Genomic DNA, 16822 nt, shown 5'->3' with positions numbered 1-16822 from the left:
CCTCCCGATTCTGGTCGGGAGGCCGCCGTCGACTGAAATTCAAGCGCGGGAAGTGTGGGAACCGGCGATCAACGGACGAGGCGGATCTCCACCGGACCGGTGAAAGCACCGCCGTCGAAATCCGAAGCTGTGGCCACGGCCAGGCCCGGGTGGTACGGCGAACCGCTTCGCGACTGCACGAGAATCTGCGATGTCTGCGTGAAAGAACTGCAGACGCTGAAGAGGAAGCCGAAGCCCTCCACGAGTTGAGTCCCTCTGGCCTGCGCGACGTAGACCTCGATGTTGGCGGGTTCGGAGGGGGTGCACTGATAGGTGACCGAGACGGTCACGAAGACCCCCTGGGAGCTGACTTGTGCTGTCGGAGCAAGCTCGATCTGCGAGACAGCGGCTGAGGCAGGAGTGGGGTAAACCAGGACCGCAACGAGGCATACGACACTTGCCAACAGCGCCGACACTCGTCTTTTCATGATCCAACTCACCTTCCTTACGACTACCCGCCCCGTACACAATTTCGGGGCATCGGTCGGCGTCGTTCAGACATCACGCTACTCGTGACACTCCGTGATCGGCCTGACCAAGCAGACGGCGGTGGCCGACTGATCGGCTCGGCTTGCTTTTGGATGATCGGCCGATGCCACGTGCTCATCCGAGCCTCGAACCGCGCATCACTCTCCCTCACCGGACCGCAACCGCTCGGAAACCTGCCCAGCATCGCCGGCCGGGCTGACCGATGCCGGCCGGGAGGTCGCCAGCAGGTCGGCCCGGCCCACTTTGCGGGCCGCCTTGACGTGTACGCGGGGCTGTCCGGTGACGACCTGGACGCGGTCACCAACCGGCTGGACGAGGCGACCGCGGCGCGGGATGCGGACCGTCCGCGGCTAACAGGCAGACTTCTGGACGAAGGTGCTCTTACCGCTTTCGGAGCCTGGTCTCAGCAACCCTGACCTTCACGTAGACGCCATCCTTGCCGGCGACGTCGGTTGGAATCTCCACCTGGGCGTCGATGCCGCCTCTCTGAAGCGTGATCGACCATCCTGAGTCCGACAGGGACCACTCTGCGACTCGCATGGTGGCAACGTCTGGAAAGTCGACCACCTCGGCTTGGGTGACTCGGTCTTGCAGAGCTTTTCGCGCGATCTCTACTGCTTGGGCTTGGCTGAGGGGCTTGGCTTCGCCGCCGGGGTCGCGGTGAAGTAGGCGTGAGATGGCGACCTTGAACGCGTCGTAGGCTGAGTTGCCCAGCATGCCGGCACCAACGGCACCGCTGATCCACACCATTGCCGTGGCGAGCATCTCGACGGTGACTACGTCGCCGCCACCCAATTGGGCGACTTCGGGATCGCGGTCGGCCGAGTCGCTTGCTGATCTGAACTCGGCGAGCAAGTCCATCAATTCGTCCATGCTCACCGGAGGTTGGGTATGAGGGCCGTCGTCGTGGGATTCGGGCAGCGAGGAAGGGTCGCTACTCATGCCTCAATGCTAGCGGGGCCAAGTACGGCGCTCCTCCGCCAGATGTGCTGCACGCCCTCGACCGCGCCGGGCATCTGGCGACCCAGCGCGAGGCGCTCGACCGGGCGGTGTCGGCGCTGATGGAGGGCAACCTCGCGGCGCTACTGCAACCCAACAGCGCAACCCAGGGGCCCTCGGCCTGACTTCCCCGGACCTGACGAAGGCCCCGCGACCTTGGCGTTTCGCCTGGTCACGGGGCCTTCGCCTCGCTGGAGCCGCCTGACGGAATCGAACCGTCGACCTACGCATTACGAGTTTGCCGCCTATCACTGAACTACACTGAACTACCCTGCATATGGCCGGTGTCGTCAGTGTCATTCAGTGTGGTTCAGAGTGGTTCAGTACACGGTTTGGTACACGGTTGATCATGCCGGCTGCCACTCGACGCGGTAGCCGGGTCGGTCGGCATACGGCAGGGCCAGAGCCGCCAAAATGGGCGAGAGTTCCCGGGTGTCCCATCCACCCATAGCGCGACGGCGTTCGGCTGCGTACCGCTCGTACTCGGCGATGATGCGCCGCTTGGCGTCCACCTCGGCCAGCACCCGCGCCGGGTCGTGGCGGGCGATGTGCTCGCCGTCCACGTCGTTGAGGGGCGACCCGTCAGCCTTGCGGGCGGCGATCGAATACGCGCTGCTGGAGATGGCGAACGTCTCCCGGTCGTAGGACCAGCTCGGGTGGTCTGCGCCGGCCCGCTTCGCCGCGTACTCGTCCTCGTCGAGCTGCTGCCGCAGCCAGGTCACCAGATCGGCATTCATGCCGCCCATCATGCACCCGCCGCCCCGCCAAACAGGTGCCCGCCCAGCTTCTTGACCGCCTCCGCCATCAACTCGTGCGCGCCCTGCGTGTACCCCTGCGTCGTGCGGATGTCCCGGTGCCCCAGCACCTCCTGCACCACCCGAATGTCGACACCCTGAGCGAGCAGCATCGTCGCCGCCGAGTGCCGCATGATGTGCAGTTTCTTGTGCGGCACCCCGGCCTCTTGCAGAATCGACACCCACTCGTCGTAATCGTCACGCGGGTCGATCAGGCTGCCGTCCTCGTTGGCGAACACCACGTCATTCTCATTCCATTTCCCGCCACTCTTTAGGCGTTCTTTCTGATGCGCTTTCCGATGCGCTTTGAACGCTGGCAGCAATTGCGGCGGAATGGGAATGGAACGGCGTGACTTGCCTTTCGTCTTCACGAACATCAGACCGCCGCCGGACCGTTTCGGGCATTCCGCGCCGCGTTTCCTGCCGCACGTTCCGCCGCACCCGTGTTCGTAGATCCGCCGGCGCAACTGCCACCACACGTGCACGACCCCGGCGTCCAGGTCGACGATGTCCTGCCCGTCGACGCGCCACCGCAGCCCCAGCGCCTCCCCCTGCCGCAGCCCCAGCGCGAACGCCACCGACCACCGCACCGTGTTCCGCCGGCGCTGCGCGACCGCCAGCACCTGCCGGGTGTACGTCTCGGCGAGCGCCTCCGTCTTCGCCGGGTCCACGCTCGGCGCGTCGACGAGCTTCGCGACGTTCCGCACGACGTGCCCGCGGCGCAGCGCGATGTCCAGGGCCCGCGACAGGATCCGGTGCACCTTCAGCTGGTGGCTCGGCGCCTTCCCCGCCTTGGCCATGGCGGTGTAGATCGCATCGAGGTGCTCCGGCGTGAACCGGTCCAGGCGCAGCTGCCCGTACTCCGGGTAGACCCAGTTGCGCATCTTCGACCGGTAGTCGTAGACGGTGCCGGGGTTGCAGCGGCGCGGCGCGATCGTGTCGAGGTAGGTGTCGAGCCAGTCCTGGACGGTCAGCTTCTTGCCGGCCTTGGTGACCGCGCCTGTCTTCTTCAGCGTGTCGAGCAGCTCGTCCGCCGCGTCCTCGGCTTCCCGCTGCGTGGGCCGGCTGATGTGCCGCTGGTCCGGGCGCCCGTTCGCCTTGGTGCCGACCGTGACGTAGGCGTGCCAGTAGCCGTCCTTGCCCTCCCGCGCGACGGGGCGGCGCCGGCGGGCCATCAGGGTTGCTCCGTGTCCGCGCGGGTGGCCCGGGCCAGCATCCGGATGGTGTGCCGGATCGCTTGCTTCTCGGACTCGGGCACGTTGGGGTCGCGCAGGATGCGGCCGAGCCGGCGCAGGTCGGGGTCCTCGGTGGGCTCCGGCTCGGGTTCGCGGGCGCGGTCGGAGATGCCGAGCGCGGCGGCCCCGGCGGACACGGGGATCTCCAGGCCGGTGCAGAACGCGGCGACCTTCTCCCACTTCGGCAGGCCGCCCTCGCCGCTCTGCCACTTGTGAAAGGTGCTCGGGGAGATGCCGGTGGCTGCCTTGATCTGGGTGTCGGTCATGCCGCGTTCGCGGGCGTCGCGGAGGGCCCGGGCGATGAAGCGTGCGAAGCGGGCGCGGGCTACGGCTGGAGGCACGGTCACGCGCTCAGTGTCGGTCCGATTCGTCGGACGACCGTCGCGTGGACGAGAGCACTCCGACTGACTGGAGCGCAGGGGCTGACCTCTACCCCTGGGGCCTCGGCTCCGCCAGAGGTGCCGACGATTCGCGTCGGTTGCCGCGGTTCGCGGTCCGTAGCAACGGTTGCTCATGCTCTGATGATAGGTCGCTGGGTTCAGTCGAATATCCCCCGAACGTATGAAGTGCTCCTATGAATCGGAGCGTGTAGCGTCACTCCTATGAATCGGAGTGAGATCGTTCAGACTCCGGCACGCCGGAGTGACAAGATCCCCGGACGGCTGGCCTACACGGTGCCGGAGGTCGCGGTCCTGCTCGGCGGCGTCTCGGAGCGTTTCGTGTGGAAGCTGCTCGCCAGCGGCGAGCTGGTCGGTTTCGACCTCGGCCGACGGAAGGTCGTCTACCACGAGGACCTCGACGACATGCTGCGCAAGCTGCGCGCCGACGAGCTGAAGGCCCGGGCGATGGCGGCGGAGGCGGCGGCATGAGGGCGCAGGCAGCACCGGACGGCTCGGGCAACAACAGCGGCGGCGGCGCGGGCACGCACCCGACCGGCGGTGGAGGCACTGGCCCGAAGGCCACCTGAGACTCCGGCCACCTGGCCGGAGCCCGCCCCGGCTGTGTCGACGTCGGCCGGGGCGGGCCACGAACGGCCACCGGGCGCGTCTGGACGCCCGGTGGATGGAGCGGACGTCGACGGCGCGGCCCGTTGGACCCGGCTTGCCGATGGTGGCCCCGTCGACCACGCCGCTCCAGCTCCGGCAGCGCCCGTCGGGAGGGCGGGCGCTGCCGGAGTAACCCCCAGACGCAAAGCGCGGGCCGCCTCTAGCCAGGCGACCCGCGACCACCGACCTACCAAACGAAGGAGACAGGTCGATGTCCCAGCAGACTACCGACAACCGTCCGGCCGTCGAGAACCTGGCCGCCGGCGACCACATCAGCGACAACACCGGCGTGCACCAGGTCGTGCACGTCCTGCGCTACAACAACGGCGACGGCACCCCGATGATCGCGCTGACCCAGCTGCCGCTCGGCAAGGGCGAGCCGTGGGTGGCCCGGCACGCGGAGGGCACGAAGCTGCACCTGGCGACCGACGCCGAGGTCCGCGACTACACGGACGCGGGTAGGCGGGCGGCGCTGGCCGAGGCGCTGCACAACCTCGCCGACGACATCGTCGAGCAGCGACTGCCGGTGTCCGCGAGTTTGTTCGATGTCGGGCCCGGGGTGCTCGGCTCGCGGGCAGACCTGGAGCGGTGGGCCGCGTACGTCGGCGTCGAGGTGACGCTGAGTGGGCGGATCCCTATCGCGAGCACGTCGCGTCCGATCGCGGACGGGTTGAGTCTCCACTTCCACACGCAGTGCTCGCCGGAGCCGGAGCCGGTCGTCGTGGATCCGACGGCGGGTGCCGAGCTGGCCGCGAAGGTCCAGGGCGAGGCCGACGCGCTGCCCGCCGAGGTCTGACCGATGGCCGCCATCGTGTTCCCCGCCGCCGCGCCCGGCGACGACGTGCACCCGGCGTGGTGCGCGTGCCGCGGCTGCACCGACCGGCAGGTGACCGCGTTGTCCCGGCCGCTCGTGCAGCCCGGCGCGCGCCGCGACCAGGCGCTGGACCGCCGCCGCCGGGGTGCCCGGTGAGCCGCATCGACCGCCTGGACGGCGGCATGGACACCGCCCGCGTCACCGCCAGCGAGCAGGACCGCATCCACCGAGAGCAGCGGCAGGCTGACGCCCTTGCGTACCTGACCCGCAAGGGCCTGGACGACGTCGCCGAGATCCTCGGCCTGACCCCGTCGCCGAAGCCGAAGCGGGAGCCCCGCAAGCACGCCCGCAAGACGCCCACCCAGGAGTCCTGATGCCGCGCACCGGCAGCACCACCGACGAGCCCGACGACATCGAGCAGTGGATTCACGGGCTTCGCGCGCCCAGCCCGGACGAGGCGCCCGTCGACGACCGCACCGAGCCCGACACCGCCGCCGGCCAGCCGGCGCCCAACCCTGGAGCACACCAGCAGTGAAGATCGTCAAGAAGAGCAACGGCCGCACCCACTGGTATGTCGACGCCGACACCGGCGAGCGCGTCCCCGGCGTCACCACCATCCTCGACCAGGGCCTCCCCAAGAAGGCCCTGATCAACTGGTCCGCGAACGCGACCGCGGAGTACGCCGTCGACAACTGGCAGGACCTGACCGCGCTGGCCCCGTCCGCCCGCCTCAAGAAGCTCCAGGGCGGCCGGTACGCCGCGAAGGACGAGGCCGCGAACCGCGGCACCCAGGTCCACAAGCTCGGCGAACGGCTGCTGCACGGAGAGCGGGTCGTCGTGCCGGACCTGCTCCGGCCGTACGTCGACTCGTACGTGCGGTTCATGGACGAATTCCAGCTGCGCGCCCGCTACGTCGAGGCGCTGGTCTACTCCGAGCGGCACCGGTACTGCGGCACCCTCGACATCTTCGGCGACATCCTGCTGCCGGACATGCCGGAGTACGACCACCTGCCCCGCGACGACGACGGCTACGTGTGCAACTGCCTGATCGACGCGAAGACCAACCGCAGCGGCATCTTCGGTGAGACGGCGTTGCAGCTGGCCGGGTACCGGTTCGCCGACTACATGCAGCCGGACCCGAACGACCCGGACAGCGCGTTCGGCATGCCGCCCGTCACCTTCACCGGGGCGGTGTGGATCCGCCCCAACGGGTACTCGCTGATCCCGGTGACGGCGGAGGACGAGCAGCACCGGGCGTTCCTGTACGCGCAGCAGGTGGGGATCTGGGACCAGGGGGCGCGGGAGCTGATCGGTGACCCGATCGAGCCGCCGACCGCGTCCCGGTACGTGCTGGCCGAGGCGGACGCACGGTGACCGCGCCGACGACGTCGGGCCTGGCCGCCGCACTGGCCAAGGTCCAGGCCGAGCTGCCCGAGATCGACCGGGACCGCACCGTCACCGTCGAGACGAAGAAGGGCGACCCGTACTCGTACAGCTACGTCACCCTCGCTCACCTGTCGAAGACGATCCTGCCGCTGCTGGCGAAGCACGGGCTGGCGTTCGCTGCGATGCCCGGTGCCGGGTCGGACGGGAAGATGTGCGTCCGCTACACGCTGATGCACGAGTCCGGCGAGTCGCTGTCCGGGGAGTTCCCGATCTCCGGTGAGGGCGGCATCCAGATGATCGGCGGCCGGATCACGTACGCCCGCCGGTACTGCCTGGCCGCGCTCGTGGGGGTGGCGGCGGACGAGGATGACGAGTCGCGGCTGTCCGAGGACGGCCGGCCGGCGACGGCGCAGCGGGCCGCGGCCCGGCCCCGCCAGCAGCAGCCGCCGGCGCCGGCCGAGGAAGGGCAGACCGCCCAGCGCGCCCAGCGTCCGGCCCGACCCGCTGCCCAGCCGCCCCTGCCCGGCGAGCAGCCCGCCAAGCTGTCCGACAGCCAGCGCGGCATGTTGATGGGCCAGTTCACCAAGCTCGGCATCGAGGACCGCACGGCGCGGCTGAGGACGATGACGACGCTGCTCGGCCGGCAGGTGGAGTCGGCGAACGACTTGACCCGGGCTGAGGCGTCGGACCTGATCAACGTGCTGGCGGCGGCGTTGGAGTCGGACGACCCGCGCACGGTGCTGCTGGAGGCGCTGGCGGCAGCCGCCGCGGCGGCCGGCGGTGAGGGCCAGTGACCGGGCCGCTGATCCTGAAGGTGTACGGGCTGCCCGGCCCGCAGGGGTCGAAGACGAGCTACGGCCCGGGTCGCATGGTCGAGTCGTCGAAGAAGGTCAAGCCGTGGCGCGCGGACGTGCGGTTCGCCGCCGAGGAAGCGATCAGCTGCGACTGTCCGGACCAGTGCGGCGGGCTGCTGCCGGGCTACCCGCTCGACGGGCCGCTGTTCGTGCGGATGGTGTTCACGTTCGTCCGACCGAAGAGCCACTACCGGACCGGCCGCAACGCGCACCTGCTCCGCGACAGCGCGCCGGCCCAGCCGCAGGGCGCCCCGGACCTGTCGAAGCTGCTCCGGTCGACGGAGGACGCGTTGACGTCGGCCGGGGCGTGGCGGGACGACGCCCGGGTCGTCGAGTACGAGCGCGCGGCGAAGGTGTGGGCCGGTGAGGACCCGGAGGCCCTCGACGCGCCGGGCGCGCTGATCGTCGTGCGCCCGCTGCTGCTGCCGGTAGAGGTGCCCGGTGCTGCGTAGGTGGCTGGCCCGGCTGGTGTCGGCCGAGGTGCGGCACCTCACCGAGCAGCGGAACACCGCGGCGCGGGCCGCCGTGCGCTGGCATCAGACCGCGCTGATCGAGCAGGCCCGGGCAGACGCCCTGGCCCAAACCAAGGAGCAGTGAGTGATCGCGATCAAGCTGGACTCGAAGCTGACCACCGCCGCCGGCGTCAGCCTGGAGCGGTACGCCAGCAAGCTGTACGGCCAGCCCGGGATGCGGCTGGTCGGGACGGTGGAGCTTCGCCACGTCGAGCGGACCCAGCCCGCGCCGGACGAGGACAAGAAGCCCAGCGTCACGCTGCGCGTCAGCGGGCTGGAGCTGGCGAACCCGGACCAGGAAGACACGATCCGGGAAGCGCATCGGGCCCTGTACCTGCACCGCAACGCGCAGGGCACCCTCGACGAGTCCGGCGACATCGAGCTGGCGGACCGGACGCTGAAGATGGCCGGGAACATGCTCCACGCGATCGAGGCGGCCCGGTACGAGGTCGCGGTACGCGGGTGGGCGGAGCACGCGCGGCGTGCCATCGCGGTGAACGGGTCGACGGCGAACGAGCTGCGGGCCGAGCTGCGCAAGGTGGCGGAGGGCCTGGAGCGGGTGCTGCGCGGCGAGCCGACCGAGGACGGCGCGTCGTGACCGCCGACAAGGACATCGAGCGCACCGACCACACCCTGCGCGTGCTGTACGAGGTCGCCCGCGAGCGCAGCCGCCAGGACGCGAAGTGGGGCGAGCAGAACCACCCCGACGGCACCGACGAAAGCCGCTGGGACAAGGAGGCCGCCGTCAGGGCTCGTGCCCTCTGCCAGCACCTCGCCGCCAGAGGTGAGCTGACCTGGGATGCGATCTTGTCCGAGGAGATCGCCGAGGCGTTCGCCGAGTCCGACCCGGCCAAGCTCCGCGCCGAGCTGATCCAGGTCGCCGCCGTCGCGGTCGCCTGGGTCGAGGCGATCGACCGGAGGCAGCCATGAGCCGTTTCCTTCGGTCCGCCGCCGCCCCGCCGCCTGCCGACCCGACCGCCGTCCGTCTCGCGCAGCTCACCGCCCGCCAAGACCAGGCCCTCGCATACGTCGATCGTGGCCTGGCGGCGAACCGCGGCAACACGGCAGTCACCGACGTGCTGCTGGACCTGCGGAACCTGCTGCGCCCGCCCGAGCGGCCCGCGCTGTGACGACTGATCGCCGCGACGCCGCCAGCCCCGCCCGGGCCGGCGGCGTCGCCCACACCGAGCCCCGGAAGGGAGCCACCGTGGAACACCCCACCGAGAAGTGCCGCAGCTGCCCGGCACAGGTCATCTGGGCGACGACGGAGCGCGGCAAGACGATGCCCGTCGACGTCGAGCCCGGCCCCGGCGGCAACGTGCAGCTCGTCGAGCAGTACGGCCAGCTGACCGCCGTGGTGGTGCCGGCGCACCGCGCGTTCGGCCGCAAGGACCTGCGGATGTCGCACTTCGTGACGTGCCCGCAGGCCGACCAGTGGAGGCGGCGGTGAGCTACGACATCTGGCTCAACATCGACACCGGCGGACCCGAGCCAGCCACCGTCTGGGACAGCTTCAACTACACCAGCAACTGCGGGCCGATGTGGCGCGCCGCCGGCGCCGACCTGGCCGCGTTCGATGGCGAGCCGGCCGGCGAGTGTCTGCCCATCCTCACCGCCGCCATCAAGCGGATGGAGGACGACCCTGCCACGTACCGGGCGATGGACCCGCCGAACGGCTGGGGGTCCTACGACTCGCTGCTGCCCGCGCTGCGGCGGCTCGCCGACGGCTTCCGCTCCCACCCGAAGGCCACCGTGCGGGTGTCCCGATGAACGGGCTGCTGATCGTCACCCAGGAACAGGCCATGGCCGCGATCCGCGACCACATCGGCCAGCCCGGCATCGACCCGGCGCTGACCGCCACGGTGAACGCCGTCCTGGCCGTGCACCGCATCGACCCGCCGGAGGACGGCGGCAAGCCGTGGGCGGACTGCCAGGAGTGCGGCGGGTCCGGCGTGGTCGTCCACATCTCCGACGAGGGCGTGGCCTCCCGTCACTGCCACTGCCAGTGCCCGTGGTGTGCCGGGTGTGACGAGGCGTTGTGCGCAGGCCCGTGCCCGACGGTGGCCGCCATCGCGCGGGCGCTGGGGCTGCTCGCCGCGCCGACCCCGTGACCGACCGGACCGCGCTCGCCGCGTTCGTCCGCCACATGGCGCTGCTGACGATCCGCAGCCGCCGCAACCGGGCGCTGCGCCTGGCCTTGACCGCTGACCTGATCCGAAGGAAGAACCGATGACCGACACCGACACCCAGATCGCCGACCTCGCCCAGTACCTGCGCGACGCCAACACCCGCGAGGCATGGGCCGCCGAACAGGGCATCCCGTTCGGACACTTCGCCCGCGTCGCTCGCGCCTCGCTGGTGGCCGCCGGCTGGCGCCCGCCCGCGGCCGACGCCACCACCTACACCCGGGACGCCGGCTACACCGGCCCCGCCCCGGCCGCCGCGCTGCCCGGCACCGTACGCGGTGTCGGAATCGCCATGCAGCGCCTGGAGATGCGCGTCGGCGAGCAGCTGCGCGAGCTGGAGCGGCGGATCGGCCGGGTGGAGGACCGCGTCGACGAGATGCAGACGCCGTCGGAATACGAACCGGCCGACGCCGACCCGGACGACGTACAGCGAATGCTCGACGACGCCACCTACGCGTTCGGCGAGGCCCGCACGTCATCCGAACGCCAGGATGCCATCCGTAGCCTGCTCGACGGCTGGTATGCCGCCTGGCCGAAGACGGCCGTCACCGACCCGCACGAGGGGATCGCGTGGCACCTGGTCAGCCTCGTCGACGCGGCCGAGGCCCGCGCATCCACGCCGGCCGCTGCCGGACAACACGGCGAGCAGCGAAAGCAGCCGCCGCGTGGGCAGTTCTGCCACGTGCACTTCTCGTGGCTGTGCCAGGCCGGTCAGGGGAACTGCAAGTTGCAGAAGGTTCAGGGGGAGCACCCGGCCGACGAGATGGTGTGGCTCGGCGACCTCCCCGGCTTCTACCTCACCGCCGAACACCGCGAAGTCGTCCTCAACCACCGCTGCGGCTGGGAATGGCGCTACGGCACCACCATGCCGCTCCTGGCGAACCTGATCGAGGGCGCCGTCGCCGACCACCGCCGCGACGGCTGCCGGACCGAGGGCTGACCGATGACCGACAAGCCCTACACCGACGCCGAACTCGAGTTCGCCCACGACGCCTTCGCCAAGGCGTGGACCAACCACCAGACCGTCCACCCCCTGCCCGAGCAGTGCGACCCGGCCGAGCCCGAAGAGGACTGCTGCGACCGGGAGGGCCTGCGGGCCGCCCTGGCCGCGCTGGCCGCCACCGGCCGACTCGCCGCGCCGGCCAGGTCCGGGCCGAGGATCAGCATCGAGCGGCCCGACGACGAGCGGATCCAGGTCCACATCAACGGGCAGGAGGTCGCCAGCGCCAACCACGACGAGCACGGCTGGTCCGGCATGGACGCCATCGAGCGGACCGCGCTCGCGGTGGCCCGTGCGTGCGGCGCCCGCGCCGACCAGGCGGAGGGCTGACCGGTGGCCGACCCGACCACCACCGAGTGCGGGGAACCCGCCGACCAGCGCGGATTCTTCCGCTGCGGGAAGCCCGCCGGCCATACCGGCGACCGGCACCACGTCGACTTCGGCGTCGGCTCCTACACCTGGGGCTACGCCCCGGCCAGCCCGACCTGCTGCCGCTGCGACCCCGAGCTGTGCGCCGACGACGACACCGGCGAGCACTGCGCCGAACAGTCCTGCGGGCTGTGCCTCCACGGCTGCCCGGCGCCCGACGGCGAACCGTGCTGCATGGAAGGCCCGAACATCATCACCATCGAGCTGCCCGGGATCAGCCGGTGAAGCCGCTCGACCCCACCCGCCACCACGCCGACGGCTGCCACTCCGAACACGCTGCCTGGGGCCCTGATGGGGAACTGATCGTCGCCATCGGCGTCGGGCCTATCCCCAAGCAGGGCAAGTATTCGCCCGGCGACTGGGTCGTCATGCATGGCGCCGCCGGCATGCCGCCCGGGAATCGGCGCTACGGGTTCCGCGGCATGGTCCTTGGCGGCTGCGGCGGCGGCTACTACTACGGCATCACCGACGACGGCCGGCAGTGGTTCGAGACCGCCGGGGCGCTGCACCGCGACGGCCAGCGTCCCCGCGACACGTGCACCTGCTGCCCGTGGCAGCCCCGCAAGCCTGCCCCGGCACCCGCCGGGAAGCAGCTCGACCTGTTCCCCGTCACCGACCTGTTCGGCCAGCCCGCAACGCCGGAGAACCTGTGAACAACCCCGCCGCCGGCTACCTCGCCGACACCCAAGCCGACTATGATCATGGGGACGTCGACGATGGAGCTCTGGTCCCAATGACCCGAGGCCGGCTCGACGACGCCGACTTCCGCGTAGAACGCGCCCGCAAGGCCCGCGCCGCGCAGAACACCCCCGGACACCACCTCCGGCAGGTCATCCGCGCCGGCAGCTGCCACACCGATGCCCGCTGGGCCGTCCGGCTCGTCGCCGACCAGCTACCGAAGACGCCCGCCGAGATCGCCGCCGCCCGGCACCTCGCCGCCGCCCTGGAGTGGGCCGCAGACCTCGCCGAGGTGCAGCCATGAGGCGGCGGCGGGTGTGGGGTGAGTACGGGTGCCGACGGTACGGCGGCTGCACGCCCGCCCTCCGCTGCGCCGAGCACACCGGCCACGCCACCCCCGTGCCGATCGGCGAGCTGATCGCCCGCGTCCTTGCCCACATCGGACAGCAGCGGGCCGCCCGGTGACCATGGCCATCGACGCCCCCAACCCCACCGCCGTCGACCCGGTCGTCGGCGCAGAGCGGTTCCTGCTCGGCACCGCCCTGACCGAAATCGACCACACCCCGGGCGCCGACGACCTGGAGCCGGGCGACTTCTACCTGCCGCGGCACGGCGCGATCTGGCGGGCCATCCAGGCAGCCCGGGACGCCGGGGAACCCGTCGACCCCGTGTCGGTCGCTGACCGGCTCGACAAAGCCGGCGACCTCGCCCGGGCCGGTGGGCTGCCGTACCTGACCGAGCTGTCCAGCGCCGCCATGGGGCCCGGCACCGTCGGCCACCACGCCGGCATCGTCCGCAAAGCGGCCCGCCGCCGCCTCCGGGAGCAGCTGCTCGCCCGCGCCGCCCGGCTGCTCGACCACGAAGACGAGTGGGACGAGCAGGCCCCGCAGCTGCTCGCGCAGCTCGCCAACCCGGGCGCCGGCCGCGGCCAGCCCGGCGACCGCGACTCGTGGCAGCCCCTCGACCTCGGCCCGTACCTGCGCGGTGAAGTCGTCCGCCCCGAACCCACCATCGGTGTGGCCCGACGCGACGGGCTGCGGTTCATCTACCCCGGCAAGGAACACAGCGTGATCGGCGAGATGGAGGCCGGGAAGTCGTGGTTTGCGCTCGCCTGCGTGGCCGCCGAACTCGACCAGGGGCACCACGTCGTGTACGTGCACTTCGAGGAAGCCGACCCCAGCGACACGGTGGAGCGGCTCCAGGCCCTCGGCGTCCCCGACCCGGCGATCGCCGAGCGGTTCCGGTTCGTGGCCCCGGCCCGCCCGGTGACGGAGGCGCAGATCGCCCGACTCGTCGCCGACAGCCCGTCGCTGGTCATCCTCGACGGCGTCAACGAAGGCATGGCCATGCACGGCGCCGCCATCCGCGAAGAGGACGGCGTCGCCGCGTTCCGCCGCCTGCTGATCCGGCCGTTCATCAACGCCGGCGCCGCCGTTCTCAGCGCGGACCACGTCGTGAAGGACCGCGAGAACCGCGGCCGGTACGCCCTCGGCTCCATCCACAAGGGCAACGCCCTGTCCGGGGCGCTGATCCTGCTGGAGAACGCCGACCCGTTCGGCCGCAACGCCCGAGGCCGCTCCCACATCTACGTGACGAAGGACCGTCCCGGGCACCTGCGCCGCCACGGACGTGGCACGAAGACGTCCGGGAAGACGTTCATGGGCGAGATGATCGTCGACGACACCCGCACCCACGTCAGCTACCTCGACCTGGCGATCCTGCCCCCCGCCGAACCCAAGCCGTCCGAGGCCGACGACGACAAGACCACCGAACTGGCCGACGCCGTCCACGACGTGATCGCCGCCCTACCCGGCAAGGCCGTCGGATCAGAACGGGCCCTGTTCGCCGAAATGCGCAAGGCCGGCTGGAAGGTCGACGACTACCGCATCCGGGACGCCGTCGACGACCTGATCGCCCACGGACGGGCCGAAGAGTACGACGGACCCCGACGGGCCAAGGGCTACCGGCTGACTGCTGTGGAGAGTTCCTCGATCGAGGAGAGTTCGTGAGGGCCCGTGCGACTGCTGTGTTCGGTGGGCGCGCCTCCGGCGCGACCCTACACCGCACAGCAGTCACACGCAAACGGCAGTGCTGTGGCACAGCAGTCCACAGCAGTCCACAGCAGTCATGTGGAAAAGAATCATGAGCAACGCGTGGAAGGGCGGAAGCACCAGGCGGTGGCGCCGCATCCGCGCCGACGTACTGGCCCGCGACGCAGGGAAGGGATGCCGCGCACACCAAGACGGATGGTGCGCGCGCGTACCCGGGCAGCACACCTGCACCGACACCCAGGACGTGGTGCACCACACCCACGGCAAGGCCGTGACCGGGGATGACCCTTGCTACCTCGTCGCCGCGTGCGAGGCCTGCAACCTCCACATCGGCGACCCCACCCAGCACGACGACCCACCCAACAAGGCGGTGACCCAATGGTGATGTACCGCATCGGCCGAGTGCTATGCCGCTGCTTCAAGCTGCACAACACCTCATGCCGGGGCAGGAGCGATCACAGCCCCGGCGTAGGTCGCTGGACGTCGCGATGGTGAGCGACCTGCGGGCCCTGATCCGCGAGGCGATCGCCACCGAGTGGCATCGACGGATCGCCGAGCAGATCGCAGACACTCCGGCCGGACACGTCGACGCGCTGACCGATGCAGTCGTCGAACGGCTGTCCGATTTTTCCCCACCAGGGGCCCAGCGGACACCCGCGCCCTGTCCTTTTTTTGTGTGCGCGATTGGAGGCCTCCGTGAGCCTGGCGCTCGCTGACCCGGACGTCGTCCTGGGCTCGACCACGCCCCGCCTGTGGACCCCGCCGCTCGTGACCGGTGAGCCCGGGCCGTGCGGCTGCGGGTGCGCGTTGACGCCGGAGAGCAGCTACGGCTTCCGGGAGGTGGAGTTCGCCGAGCGGCGGTTGGGCCGGCCGAAGTGGCCGTGGCAGCGCTGGCTCTCGATCCACGCCGGCGAGCTGCGGCCGGACGGCGTCCCGCGGTTCCGGCGGCTGATCGTGGTGGTGGGCCGGCAGTCGGGGAAGACGCGGGAGGTCGAGGACCTGACGCTGTTCTGGCTGTTCGACGAGAAGCAGCCGAGCATCCTCGGCACGTCGACGCTGGCGAAGTACGCGAAGAAGCCGTGGATGTCGGCGTTCAACATCGCGTTGAAGGTTCCGGAGCTGCGGGCCCGGATGGGTGACCGGCCGGAGAGGAAGGCGATCCGGAAGACGACCGGCGAAGAGGAGTGGTGGACCGCCGATGACTGCCACTACGCGATCGCGGCCAGCAACGCCGAGGGCGGCCGGTCGATGTCCAACACGCGGGTCATCGCCGACGAGTTCGCGAAGCAGTACAACTACGACGCGTACGGCGCCGCCTACTACTCGATGGACGCGTTCGAGAACGCCCAGTATTGGGCGCTGACCACGCCGGACGCGAAGGGTGTGCCGTTCAACGATCTGCGTTCCGCCGCGCTGAAGTTCGTGGAGACGGGCGAGGGGGATCCGTCGCTGGGGCTGTTCGAATGGAGCGCGCCGGAGGATGCGGACCCGACCGATGTGCGGGCGTTGGCGCAGGCGATGCCGACGCTGGGTCTGCCTGGCGGCAAGTCGGCGGCGCGGTTGCTGAACGATGCGCGTGCTGCTGTGGCGTCCGCGGAGGCTGGGGACGGTGATCTGCTGCGCACGTTTAAGACCGAGGTGATGTGTGTCCAGGCCGGGCAGCTGGACCCGGCGATCGACCCGGACGGGTGGCGGGGCTGCCTCGATGCGGCGCCGGTGGACGTGGAGCAGCGTCAGCGCCTGGCGGCGTGCGTGGACCTGTCGCTGGACGGGACGCACGCGACCCTCGCGGTGGCGGTGGTCCTGGACGACGAGCGGGATCGTGTGCGGGTGGAGACGGTGCACGAGTGGTCGGGGCCGGACGCGGCGACGCAGATGGAGCGGGAGCTGCCCGCGTGGGCGGAGCGGGTGCGGCCGAAGGTTCTCGGGTGGTTCCCGTCGGGGCCGGCGGCGGCGGTGGCGGCGAAGCTGGCGGACCGGCGCAAGGAGGGCGGCCGGGGTTGGCCGCCGCGCGGGGTTCGGGTGGAGGGCATCCGGGGCGAGCAGACAGCGGTGTGCATGGGCCTGGCCAAGGAGGCCAAGGCCCGGACGCTGGCGCACTCCGGTCAGGCGATGCTCGACGCTCAGGTGGGTCCGGCCGAGAAGCTGCGGCGGGGCGACGGGTGGGTGTTCACCCGGGCGGGCAACGGCAACGTCGATGCGGTGTACGCGGTGGCGGGGGCGGTGCATCTGGCCCGGACGTTGCCGAAGCCGAGGAAGGTGTCCCGCCGTACACGCGGTGGCTGATTCACGAAACAGAATGCGCGTATT

32 protein-coding genes are annotated in these 16822 nt (G+C 70.8%); 27 read left to right on the top strand and 5 right to left on the bottom strand.

Annotated features, from left to right (window positions below; all coding sequences use genetic code 11):
• Window positions 1–68: 68 nt before the first annotated feature.
• Together ACGF5G_RS01175 and ACGF5G_RS01170 are read right to left on the bottom strand one after the other, a co-directional pair.
• Window positions 69–329, bottom strand: coding sequence for a hypothetical protein (locus ACGF5G_RS01175; protein WP_393257731.1), 261 nt, complete (start codon window positions 327–329; stop codon window positions 69–71).
• 580 nt (window positions 330–909) lie between these two features.
• On the bottom strand, window positions 910–1470 hold the full coding sequence (locus tag ACGF5G_RS01170) for a hypothetical protein (protein ID WP_393257728.1): 561 nt from the start codon (window positions 1468–1470) through the stop codon (window positions 910–912).
• Between the two features lie 44 nt (window positions 1471–1514).
• On the opposite strand from ACGF5G_RS01170, the gene ACGF5G_RS01165 reads away from it, so the two are divergent.
• Window positions 1515–1652 carry a hypothetical protein gene (locus ACGF5G_RS01165; protein ID WP_393257725.1) on the top strand — a complete coding sequence of 46 codons (138 nt, stop codon included), beginning with the start codon at window positions 1515–1517 and terminating at the stop codon, window positions 1650–1652.
• Between the two features lie 222 nt (window positions 1653–1874).
• On the opposite strand, the gene ACGF5G_RS01160 is transcribed toward ACGF5G_RS01165, so the two are convergent.
• Genes ACGF5G_RS01160 through ACGF5G_RS01150 form a run of 3 tightly spaced genes read right to left on the bottom strand, consistent with a single transcriptional unit; the run spans window position 1875 to window position 3903 of the window.
• Window positions 1875–2264 (bottom strand): DUF6221 family protein, encoded by a 390-nt coding sequence (locus tag ACGF5G_RS01160; protein WP_393257722.1) that lies wholly within the window; start codon window positions 2262–2264, stop codon window positions 1875–1877.
• 8 nt (window positions 2265–2272) lie between these two features.
• Window positions 2273–3496, bottom strand: coding sequence for a tyrosine-type recombinase/integrase (locus ACGF5G_RS01155; protein WP_393257719.1), 1224 nt, complete (start codon window positions 3494–3496; stop codon window positions 2273–2275).
• Window positions 3496–3903 carry a helix-turn-helix domain-containing protein gene (locus tag ACGF5G_RS01150; protein ID WP_393257716.1) on the bottom strand — a complete coding sequence of 136 codons (408 nt, stop codon included), beginning with the start codon at window positions 3901–3903 and terminating at the stop codon, window positions 3496–3498. The genes ACGF5G_RS01155 and ACGF5G_RS01150 overlap by 1 nt, the downstream gene beginning before the upstream one ends.
• A gap of 255 nt (window positions 3904–4158) precedes the next feature.
• Here ACGF5G_RS01150 and ACGF5G_RS01145 point away from each other — a divergent pair, with 255 nt between their 5' ends.
• The 26 genes from ACGF5G_RS01145 (at window position 4159) to ACGF5G_RS01020 (ending at window position 16798) form a co-directional block, all read left to right on the top strand.
• Window positions 4159–4425, top strand: a complete 267-nt coding sequence (locus ACGF5G_RS01145; protein WP_393257714.1) for a helix-turn-helix domain-containing protein — start codon at window positions 4159–4161, stop codon at window positions 4423–4425.
• Window positions 4426–4813: 388 nt separating this feature from the next.
• A complete protein-coding gene (locus tag ACGF5G_RS01140; RefSeq protein ID WP_393257712.1) occupies window positions 4814–5398 on the top strand; it encodes a hypothetical protein in 585 nt (194 codons plus the stop codon).
• Between the two features lie 3 nt (window positions 5399–5401).
• Window positions 5402–5572, top strand: a complete 171-nt coding sequence (locus tag ACGF5G_RS01135) for a hypothetical protein (RefSeq protein ID WP_393257709.1) — start codon at window positions 5402–5404, stop codon at window positions 5570–5572.
• Entirely contained in the window at window positions 5569–5790 is a 222-nt protein-coding gene (locus tag ACGF5G_RS01130; protein WP_393257707.1) for a hypothetical protein, read from the top strand. Before ACGF5G_RS01135 ends, ACGF5G_RS01130 begins: the two co-directional genes overlap by 4 nt.
• Window positions 5790–5951: a hypothetical protein gene (locus ACGF5G_RS01125; RefSeq protein WP_393257704.1), complete on the top strand. Its 162-nt coding sequence runs from the start codon at window positions 5790–5792 to the stop codon at window positions 5949–5951. The genes ACGF5G_RS01130 and ACGF5G_RS01125 overlap by 1 nt, the downstream gene beginning before the upstream one ends.
• A complete protein-coding gene (locus ACGF5G_RS01120; protein WP_393257701.1) occupies window positions 5948–6790 on the top strand; it encodes a hypothetical protein in 843 nt (280 codons plus the stop codon). Before ACGF5G_RS01125 ends, ACGF5G_RS01120 begins: the two co-directional genes overlap by 4 nt.
• Complete coding sequence (locus ACGF5G_RS01115) at window positions 6787–7596, top strand: ERF family protein (protein WP_393257698.1); 810 nt, start codon at window positions 6787–6789, stop codon at window positions 7594–7596. The genes ACGF5G_RS01120 and ACGF5G_RS01115 overlap by 4 nt, the downstream gene beginning before the upstream one ends.
• Window positions 7593–8108 carry a RusA family crossover junction endodeoxyribonuclease gene (locus ACGF5G_RS01110; RefSeq protein ID WP_393257696.1) on the top strand — a complete coding sequence of 172 codons (516 nt, stop codon included), beginning with the start codon at window positions 7593–7595 and terminating at the stop codon, window positions 8106–8108. The genes ACGF5G_RS01115 and ACGF5G_RS01110 overlap by 4 nt, the downstream gene beginning before the upstream one ends.
• Window positions 8098–8253 (top strand): hypothetical protein, encoded by a 156-nt coding sequence (locus ACGF5G_RS01105; protein WP_393257693.1) that lies wholly within the window; start codon window positions 8098–8100, stop codon window positions 8251–8253. The genes ACGF5G_RS01110 and ACGF5G_RS01105 overlap by 11 nt, the downstream gene beginning before the upstream one ends.
• On the top strand, window positions 8254–8766 hold the full coding sequence (locus ACGF5G_RS01100) for a hypothetical protein (RefSeq protein ID WP_393257691.1): 513 nt from the start codon (window positions 8254–8256) through the stop codon (window positions 8764–8766).
• Complete coding sequence (locus ACGF5G_RS01095) at window positions 8763–9098, top strand: hypothetical protein (protein WP_393257689.1); 336 nt, start codon at window positions 8763–8765, stop codon at window positions 9096–9098. The genes ACGF5G_RS01100 and ACGF5G_RS01095 overlap by 4 nt, the downstream gene beginning before the upstream one ends.
• Window positions 9095–9298 carry a hypothetical protein gene (locus tag ACGF5G_RS01090; RefSeq protein WP_393257687.1) on the top strand — a complete coding sequence of 68 codons (204 nt, stop codon included), beginning with the start codon at window positions 9095–9097 and terminating at the stop codon, window positions 9296–9298. The genes ACGF5G_RS01095 and ACGF5G_RS01090 overlap by 4 nt, the downstream gene beginning before the upstream one ends.
• Before the next feature lie 77 nt (window positions 9299–9375).
• Window positions 9376–9618: a hypothetical protein gene (locus tag ACGF5G_RS01085; RefSeq protein WP_393257685.1), complete on the top strand. Its 243-nt coding sequence runs from the start codon at window positions 9376–9378 to the stop codon at window positions 9616–9618.
• Window positions 9615–9938, top strand: a complete 324-nt coding sequence (locus ACGF5G_RS01080) for a hypothetical protein (protein WP_393257683.1) — start codon at window positions 9615–9617, stop codon at window positions 9936–9938. Before ACGF5G_RS01085 ends, ACGF5G_RS01080 begins: the two co-directional genes overlap by 4 nt.
• Window positions 9935–10279 carry a hypothetical protein gene (locus ACGF5G_RS01075; protein ID WP_393257680.1) on the top strand — a complete coding sequence of 115 codons (345 nt, stop codon included), beginning with the start codon at window positions 9935–9937 and terminating at the stop codon, window positions 10277–10279. The genes ACGF5G_RS01080 and ACGF5G_RS01075 overlap by 4 nt, the downstream gene beginning before the upstream one ends.
• Window positions 10276–10401, top strand: coding sequence for a hypothetical protein (locus ACGF5G_RS01070; protein ID WP_393257678.1), 126 nt, complete (start codon window positions 10276–10278; stop codon window positions 10399–10401). Before ACGF5G_RS01075 ends, ACGF5G_RS01070 begins: the two co-directional genes overlap by 4 nt.
• Complete coding sequence (locus tag ACGF5G_RS01065; protein ID WP_393257675.1) at window positions 10398–11294, top strand: hypothetical protein; 897 nt, start codon at window positions 10398–10400, stop codon at window positions 11292–11294. Before ACGF5G_RS01070 ends, ACGF5G_RS01065 begins: the two co-directional genes overlap by 4 nt.
• 3 nt (window positions 11295–11297) lie before the next feature.
• Window positions 11298–11684: a hypothetical protein gene (locus ACGF5G_RS01060; protein ID WP_393257673.1), complete on the top strand. Its 387-nt coding sequence runs from the start codon at window positions 11298–11300 to the stop codon at window positions 11682–11684.
• A 3-nt stretch (window positions 11685–11687) separates the two neighbouring features.
• Window positions 11688–12008: a hypothetical protein gene (locus ACGF5G_RS01055; protein ID WP_393257671.1), complete on the top strand. Its 321-nt coding sequence runs from the start codon at window positions 11688–11690 to the stop codon at window positions 12006–12008.
• Entirely contained in the window at window positions 12005–12436 is a 432-nt protein-coding gene (locus ACGF5G_RS01050) for a hypothetical protein (RefSeq protein ID WP_393257668.1), read from the top strand. Before ACGF5G_RS01055 ends, ACGF5G_RS01050 begins: the two co-directional genes overlap by 4 nt.
• A gap of 80 nt (window positions 12437–12516) precedes the next feature.
• A complete protein-coding gene (locus ACGF5G_RS01045) occupies window positions 12517–12765 on the top strand; it encodes a hypothetical protein (protein ID WP_393257666.1) in 249 nt (82 codons plus the stop codon).
• Window positions 12762–12926 carry a hypothetical protein gene (locus ACGF5G_RS01040; RefSeq protein WP_393257663.1) on the top strand — a complete coding sequence of 55 codons (165 nt, stop codon included), beginning with the start codon at window positions 12762–12764 and terminating at the stop codon, window positions 12924–12926. The genes ACGF5G_RS01045 and ACGF5G_RS01040 overlap by 4 nt, the downstream gene beginning before the upstream one ends.
• Before the next feature lie 2 nt (window positions 12927–12928).
• On the top strand, window positions 12929–14470 hold the full coding sequence (locus ACGF5G_RS01035; protein ID WP_393259172.1) for a DnaB-like helicase N-terminal domain-containing protein: 1542 nt from the start codon (window positions 12929–12931) through the stop codon (window positions 14468–14470).
• Window positions 14471–14603: 133 nt separating this feature from the next.
• Window positions 14604–14897, top strand: a complete 294-nt coding sequence (locus ACGF5G_RS01030) for a hypothetical protein (RefSeq protein WP_393257661.1) — start codon at window positions 14604–14606, stop codon at window positions 14895–14897.
• Window positions 14898–15000: 103 nt separating this feature from the next.
• Complete coding sequence (locus ACGF5G_RS01025) at window positions 15001–15228, top strand: hypothetical protein (RefSeq protein ID WP_393257658.1); 228 nt, start codon at window positions 15001–15003, stop codon at window positions 15226–15228.
• Complete coding sequence (locus ACGF5G_RS01020) at window positions 15209–16798, top strand: terminase (protein WP_393257655.1); 1590 nt, start codon at window positions 15209–15211, stop codon at window positions 16796–16798. The genes ACGF5G_RS01025 and ACGF5G_RS01020 overlap by 20 nt, the downstream gene beginning before the upstream one ends.
• The last annotated feature ends 24 nt before the right edge of the window (window positions 16799–16822 follow it).

Origin of the sequence: Micromonospora sp. NPDC047730, from assembly GCF_043204765.1 — a bacterium.
Taxonomy (GTDB): Bacteria; Actinomycetota; Actinomycetes; order Mycobacteriales; family Micromonosporaceae; genus Micromonospora.
This window is presented reverse-complemented; position numbering and strand designations above follow the sequence as displayed.

What these genes read in the sequence shown, in the direction of transcription:
- ACGF5G_RS01125 (WP_393257704.1), top strand. Translation starts at nt 5,790, where the DNA reads ATGCCGCGCACCGGCAGCACCACCGACGAGCCCGACGACATCGAGCAG.
- ACGF5G_RS01030 (WP_393257661.1), top strand. Translation starts at nt 14,604, where the DNA reads ATGAGCAACGCGTGGAAGGGCGGAAGCACCAGGCGGTGGCGCCGCATC.
- ACGF5G_RS01045 (WP_393257666.1), top strand. Translation starts at nt 12,517, where the DNA reads ATGACCCGAGGCCGGCTCGACGACGCCGACTTCCGCGTAGAACGCGCC.
- ACGF5G_RS01025 (WP_393257658.1), top strand. Translation starts at nt 15,001, where the DNA reads ATGGTGAGCGACCTGCGGGCCCTGATCCGCGAGGCGATCGCCACCGAG.
- ACGF5G_RS01170 (WP_393257728.1), bottom strand. Translation starts at nt 1,470, where the DNA reads ATGAGTAGCGACCCTTCCTCGCTGCCCGAATCCCACGACGACGGCCCT.
- ACGF5G_RS01135 (WP_393257709.1), top strand. Translation starts at nt 5,402, where the DNA reads ATGGCCGCCATCGTGTTCCCCGCCGCCGCGCCCGGCGACGACGTGCAC.
- ACGF5G_RS01140 (WP_393257712.1), top strand. Translation starts at nt 4,814, where the DNA reads ATGTCCCAGCAGACTACCGACAACCGTCCGGCCGTCGAGAACCTGGCC.
- ACGF5G_RS01035 (WP_393259172.1), top strand. Translation starts at nt 12,929, where the DNA reads ATGGCCATCGACGCCCCCAACCCCACCGCCGTCGACCCGGTCGTCGGC.
- ACGF5G_RS01090 (WP_393257687.1), top strand. Translation starts at nt 9,095, where the DNA reads ATGAGCCGTTTCCTTCGGTCCGCCGCCGCCCCGCCGCCTGCCGACCCG.
- ACGF5G_RS01145 (WP_393257714.1), top strand. Translation starts at nt 4,159, where the DNA reads ATGAATCGGAGTGAGATCGTTCAGACTCCGGCACGCCGGAGTGACAAG.
- ACGF5G_RS01155 (WP_393257719.1), bottom strand. Translation starts at nt 3,496, where the DNA reads ATGGCCCGCCGGCGCCGCCCCGTCGCGCGGGAGGGCAAGGACGGCTAC.
- ACGF5G_RS01075 (WP_393257680.1), top strand. Translation starts at nt 9,935, where the DNA reads ATGAACGGGCTGCTGATCGTCACCCAGGAACAGGCCATGGCCGCGATC.
- ACGF5G_RS01060 (WP_393257673.1), top strand. Translation starts at nt 11,298, where the DNA reads ATGACCGACAAGCCCTACACCGACGCCGAACTCGAGTTCGCCCACGAC.
- ACGF5G_RS01065 (WP_393257675.1), top strand. Translation starts at nt 10,398, where the DNA reads ATGACCGACACCGACACCCAGATCGCCGACCTCGCCCAGTACCTGCGC.
- ACGF5G_RS01160 (WP_393257722.1), bottom strand. Translation starts at nt 2,264, where the DNA reads ATGAATGCCGATCTGGTGACCTGGCTGCGGCAGCAGCTCGACGAGGAC.
- ACGF5G_RS01040 (WP_393257663.1), top strand. Translation starts at nt 12,762, where the DNA reads ATGAGGCGGCGGCGGGTGTGGGGTGAGTACGGGTGCCGACGGTACGGC.